This window comes from Kribbella speibonae, from assembly GCF_004331375.1.
Lineage (GTDB): Bacteria > Actinomycetota > Actinomycetes > Propionibacteriales > Kribbellaceae > Kribbella > Kribbella sindirgiensis.
In genome coordinates, this window is record NZ_SJKC01000007.1 from 63,090 (window position 1) to 79,760 (window position 16,671).

At 69.9% G+C, this 16,671-nt stretch carries 16 protein-coding genes; 4 read left to right on the top strand and 12 right to left on the bottom strand.

Features of this window, described 5'->3' with window-relative positions; all coding sequences use genetic code 11:
* The first annotated feature begins 112 nt into the window (after nt 1–112).
* Nucleotides 113–1,123, top strand: a complete 1,011-nt coding sequence (locus E0H92_RS37055; RefSeq protein WP_131499553.1) for an Acg family FMN-binding oxidoreductase — start codon at nt 113–115, stop codon at nt 1,121–1,123.
* Here the strand turns inward: E0H92_RS37055 and E0H92_RS45835 are convergent.
* The 11 genes from E0H92_RS45835 to E0H92_RS37110 form a co-directional block, all read right to left on the bottom strand.
* Nucleotides 1,068–1,250 (bottom strand): phosphatase PAP2 family protein, encoded by a 183-nt coding sequence (locus E0H92_RS45835; protein ID WP_131499555.1) that lies wholly within the window; start codon nt 1,248–1,250, stop codon nt 1,068–1,070. The genes E0H92_RS37055 and E0H92_RS45835 overlap by 56 nt on opposite strands.
* A complete protein-coding gene (locus E0H92_RS37065; RefSeq protein WP_131499557.1) occupies nt 1,250–1,849 on the bottom strand; it encodes a phosphatase PAP2 family protein in 600 nt (199 codons plus the stop codon). The genes E0H92_RS45835 and E0H92_RS37065 overlap by 1 nt, the downstream gene beginning before the upstream one ends.
* Before the next feature lie 22 nt (nt 1,850–1,871).
* Nucleotides 1,872–2,147 carry a DUF1876 domain-containing protein gene (locus E0H92_RS37070; protein ID WP_131499558.1) on the bottom strand — a complete coding sequence of 92 codons (276 nt, stop codon included), beginning with the start codon at nt 2,145–2,147 and terminating at the stop codon, nt 1,872–1,874.
* An 81-nt stretch (nt 2,148–2,228) separates the two neighbouring features.
* A complete protein-coding gene (locus tag E0H92_RS37075) occupies nt 2,229–4,646 on the bottom strand; it encodes an HAD-IC family P-type ATPase (RefSeq protein ID WP_131499559.1) in 2,418 nt (805 codons plus the stop codon).
* A 228-nt stretch (nt 4,647–4,874) separates the two neighbouring features.
* Nucleotides 4,875–5,357, bottom strand: a complete 483-nt coding sequence (locus tag E0H92_RS37080) for a nitroreductase/quinone reductase family protein (protein WP_202874007.1) — start codon at nt 5,355–5,357, stop codon at nt 4,875–4,877.
* Nucleotides 5,358–5,363: 6 nt separating this feature from the next.
* On the bottom strand, nt 5,364–5,807 hold the full coding sequence (locus tag E0H92_RS37085) for a hydrogenase maturation protease (protein WP_131499560.1): 444 nt from the start codon (nt 5,805–5,807) through the stop codon (nt 5,364–5,366).
* On the bottom strand, nt 5,804–7,096 hold the full coding sequence (locus tag E0H92_RS37090; RefSeq protein ID WP_131499561.1) for a Ni/Fe hydrogenase subunit alpha: 1,293 nt from the start codon (nt 7,094–7,096) through the stop codon (nt 5,804–5,806). Before E0H92_RS37090 ends, E0H92_RS37085 begins: the two co-directional genes overlap by 4 nt.
* Nucleotides 7,093–7,842 (bottom strand): NADH-quinone oxidoreductase subunit B family protein, encoded by a 750-nt coding sequence (locus E0H92_RS37095; protein ID WP_131499562.1) that lies wholly within the window; start codon nt 7,840–7,842, stop codon nt 7,093–7,095. The genes E0H92_RS37090 and E0H92_RS37095 overlap by 4 nt, the downstream gene beginning before the upstream one ends.
* Nucleotides 7,842–8,666, bottom strand: a complete 825-nt coding sequence (locus E0H92_RS37100; RefSeq protein WP_202874008.1) for an FAD/NAD(P)-binding protein — start codon at nt 8,664–8,666, stop codon at nt 7,842–7,844. The genes E0H92_RS37095 and E0H92_RS37100 overlap by 1 nt, the downstream gene beginning before the upstream one ends.
* Entirely contained in the window at nt 8,653–9,774 is a 1,122-nt protein-coding gene (locus tag E0H92_RS37105; protein WP_202874009.1) for a 4Fe-4S dicluster domain-containing protein, read from the bottom strand. Before E0H92_RS37105 ends, E0H92_RS37100 begins: the two co-directional genes overlap by 14 nt.
* Before the next feature lie 38 nt (nt 9,775–9,812).
* Entirely contained in the window at nt 9,813–10,514 is a 702-nt protein-coding gene (locus E0H92_RS37110; RefSeq protein ID WP_131499564.1) for a CBS domain-containing protein, read from the bottom strand.
* 177 nt (nt 10,515–10,691) lie between these two features.
* Between E0H92_RS37110 and E0H92_RS37115 the strand changes: the two genes are divergently transcribed.
* The gene (locus E0H92_RS37115) at nt 10,692–11,045 is read left to right on the top strand and encodes a hypothetical protein (protein ID WP_131499565.1); all 354 of its coding nucleotides are present in this window, start codon (nt 10,692–10,694) and stop codon (nt 11,043–11,045) included.
* The gene (locus E0H92_RS37120; RefSeq protein WP_131499566.1) at nt 11,042–12,406 is read left to right on the top strand and encodes an MBL fold metallo-hydrolase RNA specificity domain-containing protein; all 1,365 of its coding nucleotides are present in this window, start codon (nt 11,042–11,044) and stop codon (nt 12,404–12,406) included. Before E0H92_RS37115 ends, E0H92_RS37120 begins: the two co-directional genes overlap by 4 nt.
* Before the next feature lies 1 nt (nt 12,407).
* Here E0H92_RS37120 and E0H92_RS37125 read toward each other — a convergent pair whose 3' ends face one another.
* Entirely contained in the window at nt 12,408–15,140 is a 2,733-nt protein-coding gene (locus E0H92_RS37125) for a bifunctional acetate--CoA ligase family protein/GNAT family N-acetyltransferase (RefSeq protein ID WP_165550210.1), read from the bottom strand.
* Nucleotides 15,141–15,270: 130 nt separating this feature from the next.
* Between E0H92_RS37125 and E0H92_RS37130 the strand changes: the two genes are divergently transcribed.
* The gene (locus E0H92_RS37130) at nt 15,271–16,668 is read left to right on the top strand and encodes a cytochrome ubiquinol oxidase subunit I (protein ID WP_131499568.1); all 1,398 of its coding nucleotides are present in this window, start codon (nt 15,271–15,273) and stop codon (nt 16,666–16,668) included.
* Nucleotides 16,669–16,671 lie beyond the last annotated feature (3 nt).

Below are 16,671 nucleotides of genomic sequence, written 5' to 3' on the forward strand. Positions count from 1 at the left end.
ACTTCGTCGTGAGCCGAACTGCCCATAGGTTCGGGACCCTTGGCGGTGGAGGGGACGGTTCGGCTGTTGCAGGCTGAGGGGAACAGAAGCGGTCCGCGCCGAGGAGGTTGTCATGCCGGCCGAACAACTGACCACCCCCAACGGTAGCGGCGGGCCGGCGAGCGCGGTGCTGACCGCGGACGAGGTCGAGATCCTGCTGAACGCCGCCGTACACGCGCCGTCGCAGCACAACACGCAGCCGTGGCGTTTCGAGGTGCACGGCCCGGTGGTCGACGTACTGATCGACGAGGAACGAGTCCTCCCGGTCGAGGATCCGGCCGGCCGCGCCGCACGGATCGGCATCGGCGCCGCCGCGTTCAACATCCGCGTGGCCGCCGCGATGCTCGGCCACGAGTCACGCATCGCACTGAACCCGGACCCGGCGCGTTCCGAGGTCGCGGCCCGGATCTTCCTCGCCGCGCGCAGCACCCCGGTGCCCGAGCTCGGCAGCCTGTACGGCGTACTCCGCCGGAGGCACACGTACCGCGGGCCTTTGCTCAGCCACCCCATCGCGCACAAGCTGCTGCACCGGCTCGACGACGCGGCCGAGGCGGAAGGCGCCCAACTGCACTGGCTCGACCCAGCCGCCGCGGCGCGGCTCCACCGACTGCTCGACAGCATCAACGCCGAAGAGCTGCGCGACGAGGACCGCATCGACGAACGCCGGCAGTGGATCGGTTCCGACCGCTCCGACGACGGGGTCCAGGAAGGTGCACTCGGGGCGATGCCCGACCTGCCGGCCTTCGTGCGGGACCTGTCCGCCGGGTTCGGCGACAAGCGTGACCATGTCCAGTACGAGACGTTCCCGATGATCGCCGTACTCAGCACACCGGAAGAGGACGGCGTCGCGTGGATCCGGGCCGGCCTGGCGCTGGAGCGCGTCCTGCTGGTGGCGACGTCGTACGACCTGGCCACCTCGTTCCTCAACCAGGTCCTCGAGCACGTCGCGACCCGCTACGAGGTTCGCGGCCTGATCGGCGGCCAGGCCTGGCCGCAGATGATCATCCGGATCGGCTACCCCGCGGACACTACTCCCCGGACCCCACGCCGGGACTGGCACGCCTCCTTCGACCACTGGTTCTAGGCATCCCTCGCCGGCTCAGCCGGGTGGCGGCGAACAGGCCGAGCAGGGCGAGCGCCCCGCCGGCCACGCCGTCGAAGATGTAGTGGTTGGCGGTCAGAACGATCGCCGCGAACATCAGCACCGGCATCAGCCAGCCGAACAGCCGGATCGACCAGTGCGCCCCCAGACCGGAGCCGCGATCCCCATCAGCAGGTTCCAGCCGAAGTGCAGGCTCGGCACCGCGGCGTACTGGTTCACGAACGCCGGCGGCTGCAGAACCCGGTACGCCGACGTCCGCTCAGTCACCGTGTCGACGAATCCGTACGCCGTCAGGAACCGCGGCGGCGCCACCGGGAACAGCGCGAAGATCACCAGCCCGGCCCCGCCCGACAGCAGCATCGCGTTGCGGAATCTGCGGTACGCCTCGCGGTGCCGGATCAGCAACCAGACCAGCGTGATCAGCAGCACCGGCCAATGACCGTAGATGTAGACGTAGCCGGCGACTTCGGCCAGCCAGCCGCGATCGATCACGACCTGCTGCAGCCGCGGCTCGACGAAGGTCCCGGTCGAACGCTCCAGGCCGACGATGGACTCGGCGTTGCGGTACGCGACGTCGATCCGCGTCGTGATCAGTCCCCGGACACCGAAGTACAAGACGATCCCACCGGCGATGACGGCCAGTTCCCGGACCATCTGGCGGGCGTGCCTGGACAGCCCGGCGACCGCTTCCTGGCTCTCGGCGACCATCGGTCACCCCCTCGGCGATGCGTCAGCTGTGCAGATGGACGCGTTTGTGGGTGATCGCCTCGATGTCGGAGGCAGCGGTCTGCAGCAGGTTGTGCGCCAGGTCCGACAGGGCCCGAGCGACAGCCAGCTCGTCGCCGATCTCGGCGATCTCGGTGTCGTCCGGGTTGCGGCGGGCGCCGCCCCGGCCGACGAGCTGCGTCTTGTCGTTGGTGTGCAGCCGGGCCTCGGCGTGCGTGATCCGCTCGTCCTCGTGCTCGTCGATGAAGATGTCGATGCGCCACCGCCTGCTGGTGTTCATGATCCTGTCCTTCCGCTCGAAGCCTTCCAATCCATCGTCGGCGGCGCGTCCGTCGTCCGGCCAGGGATGAACGGCCCTGATCTACCTGACTTCCGGCCGGTTGCGTGGGCGGGTCAGGCGGTGGACGAGCTCGACCGGGCCGGCGCCGGCCAGGCCCATCGCCAGGGCGCCGAGCAGCCGGTACGGCGTGACGTCGAGCAGGAAGATGCCGCGCGCGATCGGTGGGACGAGGACGGCGGTCGCTCCGAGGACCACCATCACCGCCAGCAGCGCGACCTTCCACGGTCGCAGGGGCCGCGCGAGGATCGACAGCGTCCACAGGGACACGATGAGAACGACGACGAGCGTGACGGTCCGCGCACCGTCCACGCCGGCGCCGGGTTCGAGCACGCGCACCAGGCGGTACCCCGCGAACGCACAGACCGCGGTCACCAGGCCGACGGGAACGGCGAAACGCAGTACCCGGCCCAGGAATCCGGGCAGGTAGCGACGGGTGTTGGGACCGAGCGCCAAGAAGAAGGCGGGCATCCCGATCGTGAGTGCCGAGATCAAGGTCAACTGGATCGGCTCCAGCGGGTACGCGACCATCGTGGTCGCCGTGATCAGCGACAGCACGAGCGAGTACACGTTCTTCACCAGGAACAGGTTCGCGGCCCGCTCGATGTTCGCGATCACCCGCCGGCCCTCGGCGACCACATCGGGCAGATGCGCGAACCGCCCGTCGAGCAGGACGAGCTGCGCGACCGCCCGGGTCGCGGGCGATCCATTGCCCATGGCAACACCGATGTCGGCGTCCTTGAGCGCGAGGGCGTCGTTCACGCCGTCGCCCGTCATCGCCACCACATGACCGCGACGCTGCAGCGCGGCGACGAACGCCCGCTTCTGATGCGGGCTGACCCGCCCGAACGCCGACGCGCGGTCGAGTACGTCGGCCAGCGCGTCGAGCTCATCGTCCGGGTCGTCGGGCAGCGTTCGGGCATCGACCGCGTCATCGGCGCCGCTGACACCTGGTACGCCGACAGCCGCCGCCACTGCGCCGACCGTCCGCGGGTTGTCCCCCGACAACACCTTCAGCGCCACGCCCTGCGCAGTGAAGTACTCCATCGTCGCCGCGGCGTCGTCGCGGATGTTCTCGGCCAGCACCACCAACGCAACCGGCACCAGCCCCGTCGGCAGCACCCGCGCACGGTCCTCCTGCTCACCATCCGCGGCACCGTCGCCGAGCTGGACTACACCGCGTGCCAGTACCAGCACGCGCTCTCCCCGGGTCGCCAACTCGTTCGCGCGGTCCCGGGCTGCCACTGCTGCGTCCGTCCCGTCGAGCAGCACCATCTCCGGTGCGCCCAGGACCCACGTCGTACCGTCGACGGTCACCGACTGCCACTTGCGGCCCGACGAGAACGGCACCCGTGCGGACGCGCTCGACGTCGGCGGGCCGAAGGCGGCCCGGAGGGCGTCCGAGGTCGCGTTGGAGTCGCCGCCGCCGGCGATCAGGGCGAGCACCTCGTCAACCCGCTCGTCCGTCAGCGGGACCACGCGGTCGAAGACGATGTTGCCGTGGGTCAGCGTGCCGGTCTTGTCCAGGCAGACGACGTCGACACGGGCCAGGCCCTCGACCGCCGGGAGCTCCTGGACGAGCGTCTGCCGGCGCGCCAGCGTGACGATCGCGAGCATGAACGCCAGCGACGTCAGCAGTACCAGCCCTTCGGGGATCATCCCCACGACCGCGGCGACCGTGCCGGTGACCGCGTCCTGCCAGTCCTGGTTGTCCGCGCTCCGGAACTGCGACCACAGCAGTACCGGCGCGACGACGAGCAGGACCAGCGAGATCCAGCGCAGCAAACGCGTCGTACCGGCGACCAACTCCGAACGCGTGATCTGAAACCGCCGTGCCTCGGCGGCCAGTTTGGCGGCGTACGTCGCGGCGCCGACCGCTCGCGCCACGAACTCCCCCGTGCCGGCGACGACGATCGACCCCGAGCGCACCTCGTCGCCCGGCGCCTTGTGCACCGGCTCGGACTCCCCGGTGAGCAGCGACTCGTCGATCTCCAGACCGTCGGCGTTCGTGACCACACCGTCGGCCAGCACCTGGTCGCCGGCCCGCAGCCGTACCAGATCGTCCTGGACGACATCGGTCGCGTCGATCTCGGTCGCCGTACCGTCACGCACCACCCACGCGCGGGTGACGTTGAGCAGCGCGAGCCGGTCCAGCGTCCGCTTGGCCCGGATCTCCTGCACGATGCCGATGCCGGCGTTGGTGATGATCACCAGCCCGAACAGCGCGTTCGTCCACCTCCCGGTCGCGAGCACCGCCACGAACAGGACGCCCAGCAGGCCGTTGAAGAAGGTGAACACGTTGGCCCGGACGATCTGCCCGTACGTGCGACTCGTCCGGACCTGCACCGCATTGGTCCGTCCGTCCGCCACCCGCTCGGCGACCTCGGCCGCACTCAAACCATTCCTGGACGCGAGCGCGATCGAACCGCCGTCAGCAGACATGTCACCAGGTTCGCGCATCAGGCCAAACCGTCGCCAGGGACCTAGGTCCCGGCAACCAGATCACGATCGGCCGCGGTCTTGGCAGAGTTCGGTCCCGCTTCGCGGCTCTGATCGCGCAGCCGCCCGGCTCTGAACCACTTTGTGCACCGGATCCGCAGGCTGAGCCCCTGACGGCACGGATCCCGTGCACAAAGTGGTCGGCGCGGGCGCACCTGCTCCGCCTTCGATTCACGGGGTGGAGCGGGTTGTCACGCGGAAGACTGGGAAGTCGGCGGCGATCTGTTCGAAGTCGGCGAGTGGAGCCTTGCGGTCGACGGGGATGTGAGCGCGGCCGCCCGGGGCCAGTTCCAGGAAGTGGCGGAGGATCGGTGCTCGGGCGCCTGGTTTCACTTCCTCCAGCAGCACCGGCTCGCGGCGGCCGTGAAGGAGGACAGCGTGGCCGTCGTCCGCGCGGACGTTCCGGACCCAGTTGGCCTGTTGGCCGAGCATCGCGACCAGGTAGCGCTCGCCCTGGTACCGCGTGAGCACCAACGGGAACGTGATCGTGCGTCCGCTGCGCCGGCCGATTACCTCCAGCGTGACTGCTCTCCTCGGCGCGGCGATCCGGTGGGCGTACTGGAACGCGCCGATCCGGTTCAGTACTCGCGCCGTCCGATTCGGCCGGCCACTCCGATACATCCACCGATCGAACCGGTGCAGCAAGGTCGGCATCTGTGATCACCTGACCTCTGCCAGCACGGCCTCGACGAGCTCCGGAAACGCGAGCTGGACCGGATCCGACAGACCCGTCCCGAAGCCGACGTCGTCAGCCTCCACCGCGTACACCACGAGCCGTTCCGGCGCCCGGTCGAGTGCCTCGGCCAAGCGCAAAGCGTCCGGGACGCCGAGCGCGTGTGTACTCGCCGAACCCGAGTGACTCGGCACCTCGCCGGTCTCGTAGCGATGGATGGTCCCCGGACTCGACGGCTCACACTGCACGGCGTCGACCACGACCGCCAGCGGTACGCCCGCCCAGGTGTCGAGCAGCGTCGCCGGCTCACCGTCGCACAGGACCGCACGCACGCCGTTCGGCAGGCACGACTCGATGGCGGCCACGAGGGCCGGCCCGACGCCGTCGTCGCGCCGGTACTCGTTGCCGATGCCAATGATCACCGCCGTCATCGCCCCTCCACGGTCAGATCGAGGAAATGCGCCGAACACGAGATGCACGGGTCGTAGTTGCGGATGGTCTGCTCGCACAACGCGGTCAGCCGCGCGTCATCGAGGGCCAGGTTCGCGGCGACCACGCGGCGCAGGTCGTCCTCGATCGCCGCCTGGTTCTGCGACGTCGGCGGCACGATCACCGCCGACCGGATCAGCCCGTCCTCGTCGAGCTCGTACCGGTGGTACAGCAGCCCCCGCGGCGCCTCACTCACTCCGTGCCCCACACCGGCCCGGGGTACGACGTCGGCGTACGGGCGATCGGGTACGACGTACGCGTCGATCAACCGCAACGCCTCTTCGAGCGCGTGGATAACCTCGACGGCCCGGACGACGATGCTCCGGAACGGGTTGCGGCACTCGGCACCGAGTCCCGCCTCGACGGCCGCGGCGCGGGCGAGCGGCGACAACCACCTGCGGTTCAGGGTGTACCTGGCCAGCGGGCCGGTCAGATACAGGTGATCGTCCAGGGCGGTGTGCAGGGCGGTCGAATGCTCGACCTGTCGCTCGACGACGTGCGCGCTGAAGTCGTCCACCGCGAACGACGCGCCGCCGGTGGAGTGCAGGTCGCCGCGTTCGATCGCGTATCTGTCCGGCGCCCGCACCGCGAGCAGGTCGTGATCGAGTTCCAGATCCGGGAAGGTGAAACCGGACACCAGCCGCACCGTCGCCACCGCGTCCCGCAGCGCCTGGCTCAGCTGGGGACGAAGACTTTGCAGCTCGGCGCGGGACGGAGCGCGGTAGAAGCCGCCGACCCGGACGTTGATCGGATGGATCGCCCGGCCGCCGACCAGCTCCATCAGCGCGTTGCCGGCCTTCTTCAGCCGCAGCCCCCGTTCGACCACGTCGCGATGGTCCTTGGCCAGCTCGATCGCGTCCGGGTAGCCGAGGAAGTCCGGCGCGTGCAGGAGGTAGATGTGCAGCGCGTGGCTCTGGATCCACTCCCCGCAGTACAGCAGCCGGCGCAGATCGGCGACGCCCGGCTCGATCTCGACCCCGCACGCGTCCTCGATCGCGAGGCAGGCACTGGTCTGGTAGGCGACCGGACAGATACCGCAGATCCGCGCGGTGATGTCCGGCGGTTCGGAGTACTTGCGGCCACGCAGGAAGGCCTCGAAGAACCGCGGTGGCTCGTAGATCTGCAGGTCGGCGCGCTCCACGACACCGTCGTTGACCACCACGTGCAAGGCGCCCTCGCCCTCGACCCGGGCGAGCGAGCTGACCTTCAGTTGCCGGCTCCGATGGCTCATCGTTCCCCCGCGAAGCTGCTCACCGTGAAGGTCCGGTACACCCGCTCGATGTCGTCCTCGGCCATGCCGCAGACCCGTAGCTGCGCGGTCAGAGCCGGCACGTTGGGCTTGGTCATCGGCCCGAAGCAGCCGAAGCACCCGCGGCCGTACGCCGGGCACAACGCACCGCATCCGGCGTGCGTCACCGGCCCGAGACACGGCGTACCGTGGGCGACCATCACGCAGGTCAGGCCCCGGCGCTTGCACTCGGTGCACACGCTGGTGTCCGGCAGATCAGGCTTGCGCCCGGCCAGGTACGCCGTCAGCACCTCGAGCAGCTGACGCCGGTCGATGGGGCAGCCGCGCAGCTCGAAGTCGACGTGCACGTGCTCCGAGATCGCCGTCGACGTGGTCAACGTGTCGATGTACTGCGGAGCGGCGTACACCACGGACCGGAACTCGTCGACGTCACCGAAGTTCCGCAGCGCCTGGATCCCGCCCGCGGTGGCACAGGCCCCGATCGCGACGAGCACCCGCGACTCCGCCCGGATCCGCCGGATCCGCTCCGCCTCGTCCGGTGTCGTGATCGAGCCCTCGACGAGCGACACGTCGTACGGACCGTCCACGACGGCGCTCGAGGCCTCGAGGAACTGCGCGATCCGGACCTGACCGGCGAGGGCGAGCAAATCGTCCTCACAGTCCAGCAGGGTCAGCTGGCACCCGTCGCAGGACGTGAACTTCCAGACTCCCAGCGTCGGTGGGCTCATCACAACTCCTTCACGCTCAGCAGCGGTTCGGCGTACGCGTAGTCGACGACCGGACCGTCCCGGCAGACCAGGGCCGGACCGAGCTGACAGTGGCCGCACAGCCCCACTCCGCATTTCATGTTCCGTTCCAGTGACACCAGGATGCGGAAGGCCGGAACCCCCTTGTCCAGCAGGAGATTCGCGCTGAACCGCATCATCGGCTCCGGTCCGCACAAGAACGCGGCCGTCCGCAGCGGATCCACCGCGACGCCGGCCAGCGGCTCGGTCACGAAGCCGACCGGACCGTCCCACCCCGGCGCGGGGCGATCGACCGTGAGCCGCAGGTCGAGGTCGTCGCGCTTCGCCCATTCGTCGAGCTCGTCGCGGAAGAGAAACTCGTCCGGGGTCCGGGCACCGGCGACCACCGTGACACCGGCGAACGACGGCCGCTCGTCGAGCGCCACCGCGACCACCGGGCGCAGCGGCGCCAGACCGATGCCGCCGGCAACGATCACGAGATCCGAACCGATCGCGCCGGCGAGTCTCCAGGTGGTACCGAAGGGCCCGCGAGCACCGACCACGGTCCCCGGCCGGGCGTCGTGCAGCGCCCGGCTCACCGCGCCGACCGCCCGGATCGTGTGGACGAGCGTGCCGTCCTCGATGCCGCTGATCGAGATCGGGATCTCCCCGACGCCGAACGCGTACAGCATCGTGAACTGCCCGGGCGCGACCGGCGGCAGCGGCTCGTCGACGGGATCGAGCCACAAGGTCGCCGAGTCGCCGGTCTCGGCGCGGCGATCGGTCACCCGGTAGCGGACCGGCAGCATCGGCTCAGCCGTCCACATCGAGGCGCTCCTTCGCCGCGCCGGACAGGCGTGCGGCCTCCGCCGTCAGATCGATCCCGACCGGGCACCAGGCGATGCAGCGACCGCAGCCGACGCAGCCCGACCCGCCGAACTGCTCGTGCCAGGTGCCGAGTTTGTGGCTGAGCCACTGCCGGTAGCGGCTCGCACCCGACGACCTGACCTCGCCGCCGTGCAGGTACGAGAAGTCGAGCTCGAAGCAGGACGACCAGCGCTGCCAGCGTTCGGCGTGTTCGCCGGTCAGATCGGTGACGTCCTCGGTGGTGGTACAGAAGCAGGTCGGGCAGACCAGGGTGCAGTTCGCACAGTTCAGGCAGCGCGTCGCGATGTCGTCCCAGAGCGGTGACTCCCGGCTCTCCCGCATGACCTCCGCAAGATCCGTCGCCGGCATCTCCCGGCCCATCCGGTCCGCGGCTGCCGTCACCTTGCCCTGCGCCAGCTCGGCCTCGTCCGCCGCGGTGGGGCGTGCCGGTATCCGGTCGAGGATCCGGCGGCCCTGCGCGCTGCCGACGTCGACCACGAACCGGTGACCGTCGTCGTCCACGAGTTCGGTCAGCACCAGGTCGTACCCGGGCCCCACGGCCGGGCCGGTGCCCATCGACGCGCAGAAGCAGACGCCGCCCGGCTCGGTGCAGTTCACGCCGACGACGAACAGCGGCCGACGCCGCAGGAACGACCCGTCCGGATGCTCGCCACCCGCCAAGACGCCGCCGAGGACGCCGATCGCCGCCAGGTCACACCCGCGGACGCCGAGGAACGCGTACTTCGGCACCTCGTCCGCGGCCGGGACGAATCCGTTGCCCTCGGCATCGGTCGACCAGAGCTTGCGGCGGGCCGGATGCAGGAACTGCTTCCAGGACTGCGGCCCGGCCGAGTGCGCGAACATCGCGGTGTCGGCCCGCTTCCGCAGCCGGTACTCCGCGGGCGCGACCTCCACACCCCACCCGGACGGCAGCTGGTCGACGCTGTCGAGCTCCGCGAGCACGATCGCGCCGTCCCGCACCGTCGGGCCGATCACGCGGTAGCCGTCGTCGGCCAGCGCATCGATCAGCCGCCCGAGACCGTTGACGTCGATCGTCGCGGTACGCATGCGCCGCTCGTCCATCACCGCAATCAGCTCCCCTCAGGTCACGGGCGGCGTCTGAGTTCTGGTGACGCCGGGATCTTCGGGGTGGCCATCGCGTCGTTGTAGACCCAGGTCAGGTGATTGACGACAGCGACGACGCCGTCGACGTCCGCGGTCAGCTTCTCGGCGATTTCCGCCGTGCTGTGCCGGTCGACCTCACCGGACAGCGTCACGACTCCGTCCTGGACGGCCAGCTCGAGGCCGAACGGGTCGTCCCACAGGGCGTGGACGACGACCTCGCGCCGGACCCGCTGCAGGATGCGGTCGTCCGGCTCCAGGAAGGCCTTCAGCAGATCGGAGCGCGTCACGATGCCGGTCAGCACCTCGCCGTCGGTGACGACCAGTCTGGTGATGCCGCGGGCCGCCATCAGCTTGGCGGCGTCGGGGATGGTCGCGTCCTGGTGGATCGTGATCGCCGGATGCGACATCACGTCCGCGGCGCGCACACCAGCAGCCCTCGCACGGGCCTGGTGCTGCCGCCACCGCAGCACCGACGGCTTCCGCCGCGAGCCCTGGAACTCCTCCTTGCGCACGAGATCGGTCTCGGAAACCACCCCGCCCACACCGCCGTAGACGTTGATCACCGGCACGGCGCTGATGTGGTGCGCGGCCAGCACCGACACGATCTCCTTGTACGGCGTGAACTCGTTTACCGTGATCACGTCGCGCGTCATCACGTCCGACACTTTCAACGGATGCCTCATGGCTCCTCCAGCACACTCGGTCGACACCTCAACCGAACGCCAACGAGTCTCGCCCTGGCAGGGCCGGTGTTCTCCGCTGAACGGTCCCTAGGACCCTCGAAGCTCGGGACTCTTGCCCGCAGCGCGATCGCCCGCCGGCAGCGACTCTGGAAGCGAAAGGTAGTGGGAGGAGTCGTCATGACCACGTTGCGCGCCGAGATCGACCGCTGGGAAGCCGACCTCGAGAACATCGCCGATACCAGCAACACCGAGAACTGGTTCCTGGAAGAACGCCGGCTGGCCGAGGCGCAGCACACGCTCCTCGCCTTCCGCGCGCGGATCGTGCCGGCGCTGACCGCCCTGGATTCGCAGGATGTGGTCGTCACCGAGATCGAGCACCTGCTCGGTCGCCTCGAAGAGCTGCGCTGCGACCTGCTGAGGACCGTTCACCCGACCGAGTCCCACCGGGCGATCGCGGAGACTGTGGCCGCGCTGCGCGCCCTGACCCGGGTGGCCGTCCGCTTCGAGCGAACCCCTGAAGACGTCCGATGAGCACGCTCACCTTCCTCGGCGGCGCCGGGACGGTGACCGGCAGCAAGTTCCTGGTCGAGCAGGACCGGCAACGGATCCTGCTCGACTGCGGTCTGTTCCAGGGCGAGGCCCGCTGGCGGCGCCGTAACTGGGATCCCTTTCCCGTCGATCCGGCCTCGCTGGACGCCGTCGTCCTCACCCACGCCCACCTGGATCACTGCGGCTATCTGCCGAGCCTGGTCCGGGAGGGCTTCCACGGCCCGGTGATCTGCACACCTGGTACGGCGGACGTCGCGGCGATCGTGCTCCGCGACGCCGCGCACCTCCAGGTCGAGGACGCGCAGCACGCCCGCGCAGGCGGCTACTCGAAACACGATCCGCCGCAGCCACTGTTCGACGGCGAGGACGCGGAACTGGCGATCCGCCTCTTCCGTCCGGCCACCGGCCGCGTCGAGCTCGCCGATGCGTCCGTGACCTTGCACCGAGCGGGGCACATCCTCGGCTCGTCCTTCGCCGAGGTCGAGTTCGACGATCACCGGCTCCTGGTCAGCGGCGATCTCGGCCGGCAGCAGCACCCGTTGCTCCGTCCGCCGGAGCCTCCGCCGGCGGTCGGCACGGTCCTCGTCGAGGCGACGTACGGCGACCGTCACCACCAGCCACTCGACCATGCACAGCTCGGACACCTGATCAGCGCGACAGCCGCCCGTGGCGGTGTCGTCCTGATGCCGGCGTTCGCGATCGACCGTACGGCGGTTCTCCTGCACGAGATCGCCGGTCTGATGCGGGACGGCCTGATTCCCCGGCTGCCCGTCTACGTGAACAGTCCGATGGCGCTGGCCGCGTTGAACGTCTACCGCGCGGCGGTCACGAACAAGTCTCCGGAGCTCCGTCCCGAGATCATCGGCGGCCCGGATCCGTTCGACCCCGGCACGCTGCGCCTGGTGCACTCAGTCGAGGAGTCGATGCGGATCAGCGATCCCGGCCGGCCCTCGATCGTGATCTCGGCCTCCGGTATGGCGACCGGCGGCCGCGTCCTGCACCACCTGGCGCGGCTCCTGCCCGGCAAACGGAACACCGTGATCCTGCCCGGCTTCCAGGTCCCCGGTACCCGCGGACGCGCGCTGCTCGACGGCGCCCGGACGGTCAAGATCCACGGCCGCTACGTGCCGGTTCGCGCCCAGGTCGTCGGGCTGTCCGAGTTCTCGGCGCACGCCGACTCCGACGAACTGGTCAGCTGGCTCTCCTCCGCGCCGCGGCCCCCGGAGACCGTGTACGTCGTCCACGGAGAAGACCATGCCCGCGCCGAACTCGCTCGCCGGATCCAGGACGAACTCGACTGGACCGCCGTGACACCGTCCTACCTCGAACGCGTCCGCCTCTGACTCAGATCTGGTCGCCGCGCAGGTGCCGGGCGTACCAGTCGGGCTCGGGGGCAGCCGGTGTCAGGCGGACCCGGACGTCGACGGCGAACGCCCCGCCCGGGGCCGCGACCAGCGGGTTGATGTCCAGTTCGGCCAGCTCGGGAACCAGGTCCGCCAGCCAGGCGATCCGGTGGATGACGTCAAGGACGGCGGCCTGGTCGGCGGCCTGAGCGCCGCGATAGCCGGCGAGCACCGGGGCGCAGCGCAACGAGTGGAGCATCTCGAGAGCGTCCAGGTCGGTCAGCGGCAACCCGCGCCACTGACGGTCCGCGAGTACGTCGGTCAGCACGCCGCCACTGCCCGCCATCAGCAGCGGCCCGAACAGCCGGTCGCGTACGACGCCGATCGCCAGCTCGGTCCCGCTCGGCGCCATCGCCTGCACCACGACCTGTGGATCGCCGGCCGCGTTGGTGACCTCTTCGTACGCCCTGCCCAGCTGGACCGCGTTGGCCAGTCCGACCCGCACGCCACCGACGTCGGTCTTGTGCAGGACGCCGCGCGCAGCGGTCTTGAGCGCGACCGGGTAGCGGGCCGCCTCCGCGGCGGCCAGCGCCTCCGAACGCGTCAGCGCGGTCGCGACCTTGATCACCGGTACGCCGGCCCGCCGGACCAGCTGAGTCGCCTGATGCGGATCGAGCCAGCCGCCCTCGGGCGATTCCTTCAAGAACCGTTGGACGACCGCACGGGCGCCGGCCGCGTCGACGCGAGCCAGCTCCGGTACGGCGCCTTGCGGCCGCGCGCGCCACTCGGCGTACCGTACGGCGTGATACAGCGAGCGGACGGCGCTCTCCGGGAACGGGAACACGGGCAGCCGCCGCCCGTCCGGCAGCGCGATCTCCGAACCCGCGTGCGCGGACCCGACGCAGTTCACCACGATCGGAACCTCCGCCTGATCGGCGGCACCGGCGATCGCGGCATAGATGTCCGCGACGTTGCCCGCGCGCGTGGCCGCATAGTTCACCACGACACAGTCGACCTCGCCGCTGCGCACGATGATCTTCACCGCGCGCTCGAGACTCGCCGGGGACGCCGCGGCGCCGAGGTCGACCGGGTTCCCAGTCCCTACGGCACCTACCTCGGCCAACTGCTGCTGAACCGCCGTACTCAGCTCAGGCACGTCCAGCCCGAGGCGCCCGCCGGTGTCCGCGGCGAGAATCCCAGCACCACCAGCGTTTCCGACCACCGCGAGCCGGCGTCCGCGCGGCAGCGGTGGTACGGCCAGGACCCGGGCTGTCTCCACCAGTTCCTCGACGGTGTCCATCCGCAGTACGCCGGACTGCGCGAACAGCGCGTCCACCGCGGTCTCCGGGGTCGCCGCCGCGGCGGTGTGCGAGGTCCCTGCCCGGCGGCCCCCGGCCGAGCGGCCACCCTTGACGACCAGGATCGGCTTCGTCCGCCCGATCATCCGGGCCAGGCCGCCGAACTTGCGCGGGTTGCCGAAAGACTCCAGATACAAACCGATGACAGCGGTTCGTTGGTCACCCCACCAGTGCAGCAGGATGTCGTTGCCGCTGACATCGACCTTGTTGCCCAGCGAAACGAACTCGGAGATGCCCAATCCGGTCCGGCCCGCGTGCTCCAGGACGGCGATCCCGACCGCGCCCGACTGGGCCGCGATCGCGAGCGATCCGGGACGCGGTGCGACCTCCGCGAACGTCGCGTTCAGGCTCACTTCCGGGGCCGTGTTGACGAGGCCCAGACAGTTCGGGCCGATCAGCCGCATGCTGTGCCGGCGAGCGATCGCCAGCAGCTCGCGCTGCAGCTCCCGGCCGGGTGCTCCCAGCTCGGAGAACCCCGCCGTCAGTACCACCGCGCCACCGACGCCGCACTCCCCGCACTCGGCGACGACCTGCAGCGCCCGCTCCGCCGGAACGGCGATCACCGCGAGGTCGACCGGGCCCGGCACCCCTGCGATCGACGGGTACGCCGGTACGCCCGCGATCTCGCCTGCGCCCGGGTCGCCGGCGTGCGGGTTCACGGCGTACACGGATCCGGTGAAACCGCCGTTCACGATGTTCCGCAGCAGCTCGTGCCCGATGCCGCCGGGCTGCCGCCCGGCGCCGACGACCGCGACCGACCGGGGCCAGAACAGCCGGTGCAGCGAGCGGTTCTCGGCCGCGCGCTCACGGTCGGCCATCTTCTCCAGCGTCACTGGGTGGTACGCGGTGTCGAGCACCAGCTCGACCACTCCGCTCCCGAGTTTGCGGACCTGCTCGAACCCCGAGTCCACGAGCACCCGCAGCATCTTCGCGTTCTCGCCCAGCGTGTCGGCACGCAACCGCTCGATACCGTTCTCCCGGGCGGTCCCGGCGAGCTGCTCGAGCAACAGCGTCCCGATTCCCTTGCCATGAACCGAGTCCTGCAGCAGGAACGCCATCTCGGCCTCGCCCGCGCGCATCGTCTCGTAGCTCGCGATCCCGATCACGTCACCGTCGTACTCCGCGACCAGCGCGACATGACCGTCGCGGTCTGCCGCCAGATGGTGGGTGTACTCGTCGGCCATGTGGCGGCTGATGCCGAAGAAGCGCAGGTACATCGACTCGTCCGACACCCGGTCGTTCATGGCCGCCAGCGCCGGTTCGTCGTCCGCGCGCACCGGCCGGATCCGTACCACCGACCCGTCCGAGGCCAGTACATCCCAACCCGTTCCCGGCTGTTCACCCGAGGCCGTACCCGGCCGCTCGATCGCCGTCATGTGGCAGCTCCTTCCGACACCCCTCCAGCCCATCGCGCGCGGCCCCTCCCACGACAGAGCCGTTGGGTCCCGGGGCACCGGGACCTTTGCCTCTAGGTCGGCACGGGCGCCGGCCGGGACGCTGAGGACCATGGATGCGATCGACCTTGCCCGGTGGCAGTTCGGGATCACCACCGTCTACCACTTCCTGTTCGTGCCGATCACCATCGGCCTGTCGGCACTCGTGGCCGGCCTGCACACCGCCTGGTACCGGACCGGCAAGGTCAAGTACCGGCGGCTCACCCAGTTCTGGGGGAAGTTGTTCCTGATCAACTTCGCGATCGGTGTCGTCACCGGCATCGTGCAGGAGTTCCAGTTCGGCATGAACTGGAGCGCCTACTCGAAGTTCGTCGGCGACATCTTCGGCGCCCCGCTGGCGATCGAGGGGCTGCTCGCGTTCTTCCTGGAATCGACGTTCCTCGGCCTGTGGATCTTCGGCTGGGACCGGTTGCCGAAGAAGGTGCACCTGGCCTCGATCTGGCTCGTCGCGATCGGCACGCAACTGTCGGCGTACTTCATCCTGGCCGCCAACTCGTGGATGCAGTGGCCGGTCGGCTACAGCTACGACAAGGCGAGCGGACGGGCCGAACTGCACGACTTCGGCGCCGTGCTGACCAACAAGGTCGCGCTGGTCACCTTCCCGCACACGATCGCCGCCTGCTTCCTGACCGGCGGCGCCTTCATGCTCGGCATCGCGCTCTGGCACGTGCTGCGCGGCGGCGAGGAACGGAAGGAGCTGTTCCGTCCGACGGTCAAGCTCGGCGCGATCACCGTGCTGATCGCCGCCGTCGCGGTCTTCGTGACCGGTGACATCCAGGGCAAGATCATGACCGAGACCCAGCCGATGAAGATGGCCGCGGCCGAGGCGCTGTACGAGACCTCGCAGCCGGCCGGTTTCTCGCTGCTCACGATCGGATCGCTCGACGGCCAGCGCGAAGTCTGGTCGGTGACCGTGCCGCACGGGCTGTCCTTCCTCGCCACCGGCACCTGGAACGGCAAGGTCGAAGGCATCAACGACCTGCAGGCCGCCTACGAGCAACGCTTCGGACCCGGCAGCTACAAACCCAACATCCCGGTGACCTACTGGACCTTCCGGCTGATGATCCTGTTCGGGCTGCTGTCCGCGCTCGTCGCGGTGATCGCGCTCTGGTACCTCCGCAGACGGGACCGCCGGCCCTCGCCCTGGCTGGTGCGGTCGGCGATCGTGCTGCCGCTGCTGCCGCTGGCCGCGAACAGCTTCGGCTGGATCTTCACCGAGATGGGCCGCCAGCCGTGGATCGTGTTCGGCCTGATGCAGACCCGCGACGGCGTCTCGCCGACCGTCGGCGCCGGATCCGTCCTGACCTCGATGGTCACCTTCACCCTCCTGTACGGCGTCCTCGCCGTGATCGAGGTCATGCTGCTGCTCCGCTTCGCCCGCACCGTGCCGGCCGAGCCCTCTCCCGACACCCAAGATTCCGGCGAGCCCGACGCCGCCTTCCTGTACTGAGGA

Coding starts and splice junctions, on each gene's coding strand:
- E0H92_RS37055 (WP_131499553.1), top strand. CDS start 113: ATGCCGGCCGAACAACTGACCACCCCCAACGGTAGCGGCGGGCCGGCG.
- E0H92_RS45835 (WP_131499555.1), bottom strand. CDS start 1,250: ATGCCGGTGCTGATGTTCGCGGCGATCGTTCTGACCGCCAACCACTAC.
- E0H92_RS37065 (WP_131499557.1), bottom strand. CDS start 1,849: ATGGTCGCCGAGAGCCAGGAAGCGGTCGCCGGGCTGTCCAGGCACGCC.
- E0H92_RS37070 (WP_131499558.1), bottom strand. CDS start 2,147: ATGAACACCAGCAGGCGGTGGCGCATCGACATCTTCATCGACGAGCAC.
- E0H92_RS37075 (WP_131499559.1), bottom strand. CDS start 4,646: ATGTCTGCTGACGGCGGTTCGATCGCGCTCGCGTCCAGGAATGGTTTG.
- E0H92_RS37080 (WP_202874007.1), bottom strand. CDS start 5,357: ATGCCGACCTTGCTGCACCGGTTCGATCGGTGGATGTATCGGAGTGGC.
- E0H92_RS37085 (WP_131499560.1), bottom strand. CDS start 5,807: ATGACGGCGGTGATCATTGGCATCGGCAACGAGTACCGGCGCGACGAC.
- E0H92_RS37090 (WP_131499561.1), bottom strand. CDS start 7,096: ATGAGCCATCGGAGCCGGCAACTGAAGGTCAGCTCGCTCGCCCGGGTC.
- E0H92_RS37095 (WP_131499562.1), bottom strand. CDS start 7,842: ATGAGCCCACCGACGCTGGGAGTCTGGAAGTTCACGTCCTGCGACGGG.
- E0H92_RS37100 (WP_202874008.1), bottom strand. CDS start 8,666: ATGTGGACGGCTGAGCCGATGCTGCCGGTCCGCTACCGGGTGACCGAT.
- E0H92_RS37105 (WP_202874009.1), bottom strand. CDS start 9,774: ATGCGTACCGCGACGATCGACGTCAACGGTCTCGGGCGGCTGATCGAT.
- E0H92_RS37110 (WP_131499564.1), bottom strand. CDS start 10,514: ATGAGGCATCCGTTGAAAGTGTCGGACGTGATGACGCGCGACGTGATC.
- E0H92_RS37115 (WP_131499565.1), top strand. CDS start 10,692: ATGACCACGTTGCGCGCCGAGATCGACCGCTGGGAAGCCGACCTCGAG.
- E0H92_RS37120 (WP_131499566.1), top strand. CDS start 11,042: ATGAGCACGCTCACCTTCCTCGGCGGCGCCGGGACGGTGACCGGCAGC.
- E0H92_RS37125 (WP_165550210.1), bottom strand. CDS start 15,140: ATGACGGCGATCGAGCGGCCGGGTACGGCCTCGGGTGAACAGCCGGGA.
- E0H92_RS37130 (WP_131499568.1), top strand. CDS start 15,271: ATGGATGCGATCGACCTTGCCCGGTGGCAGTTCGGGATCACCACCGTC.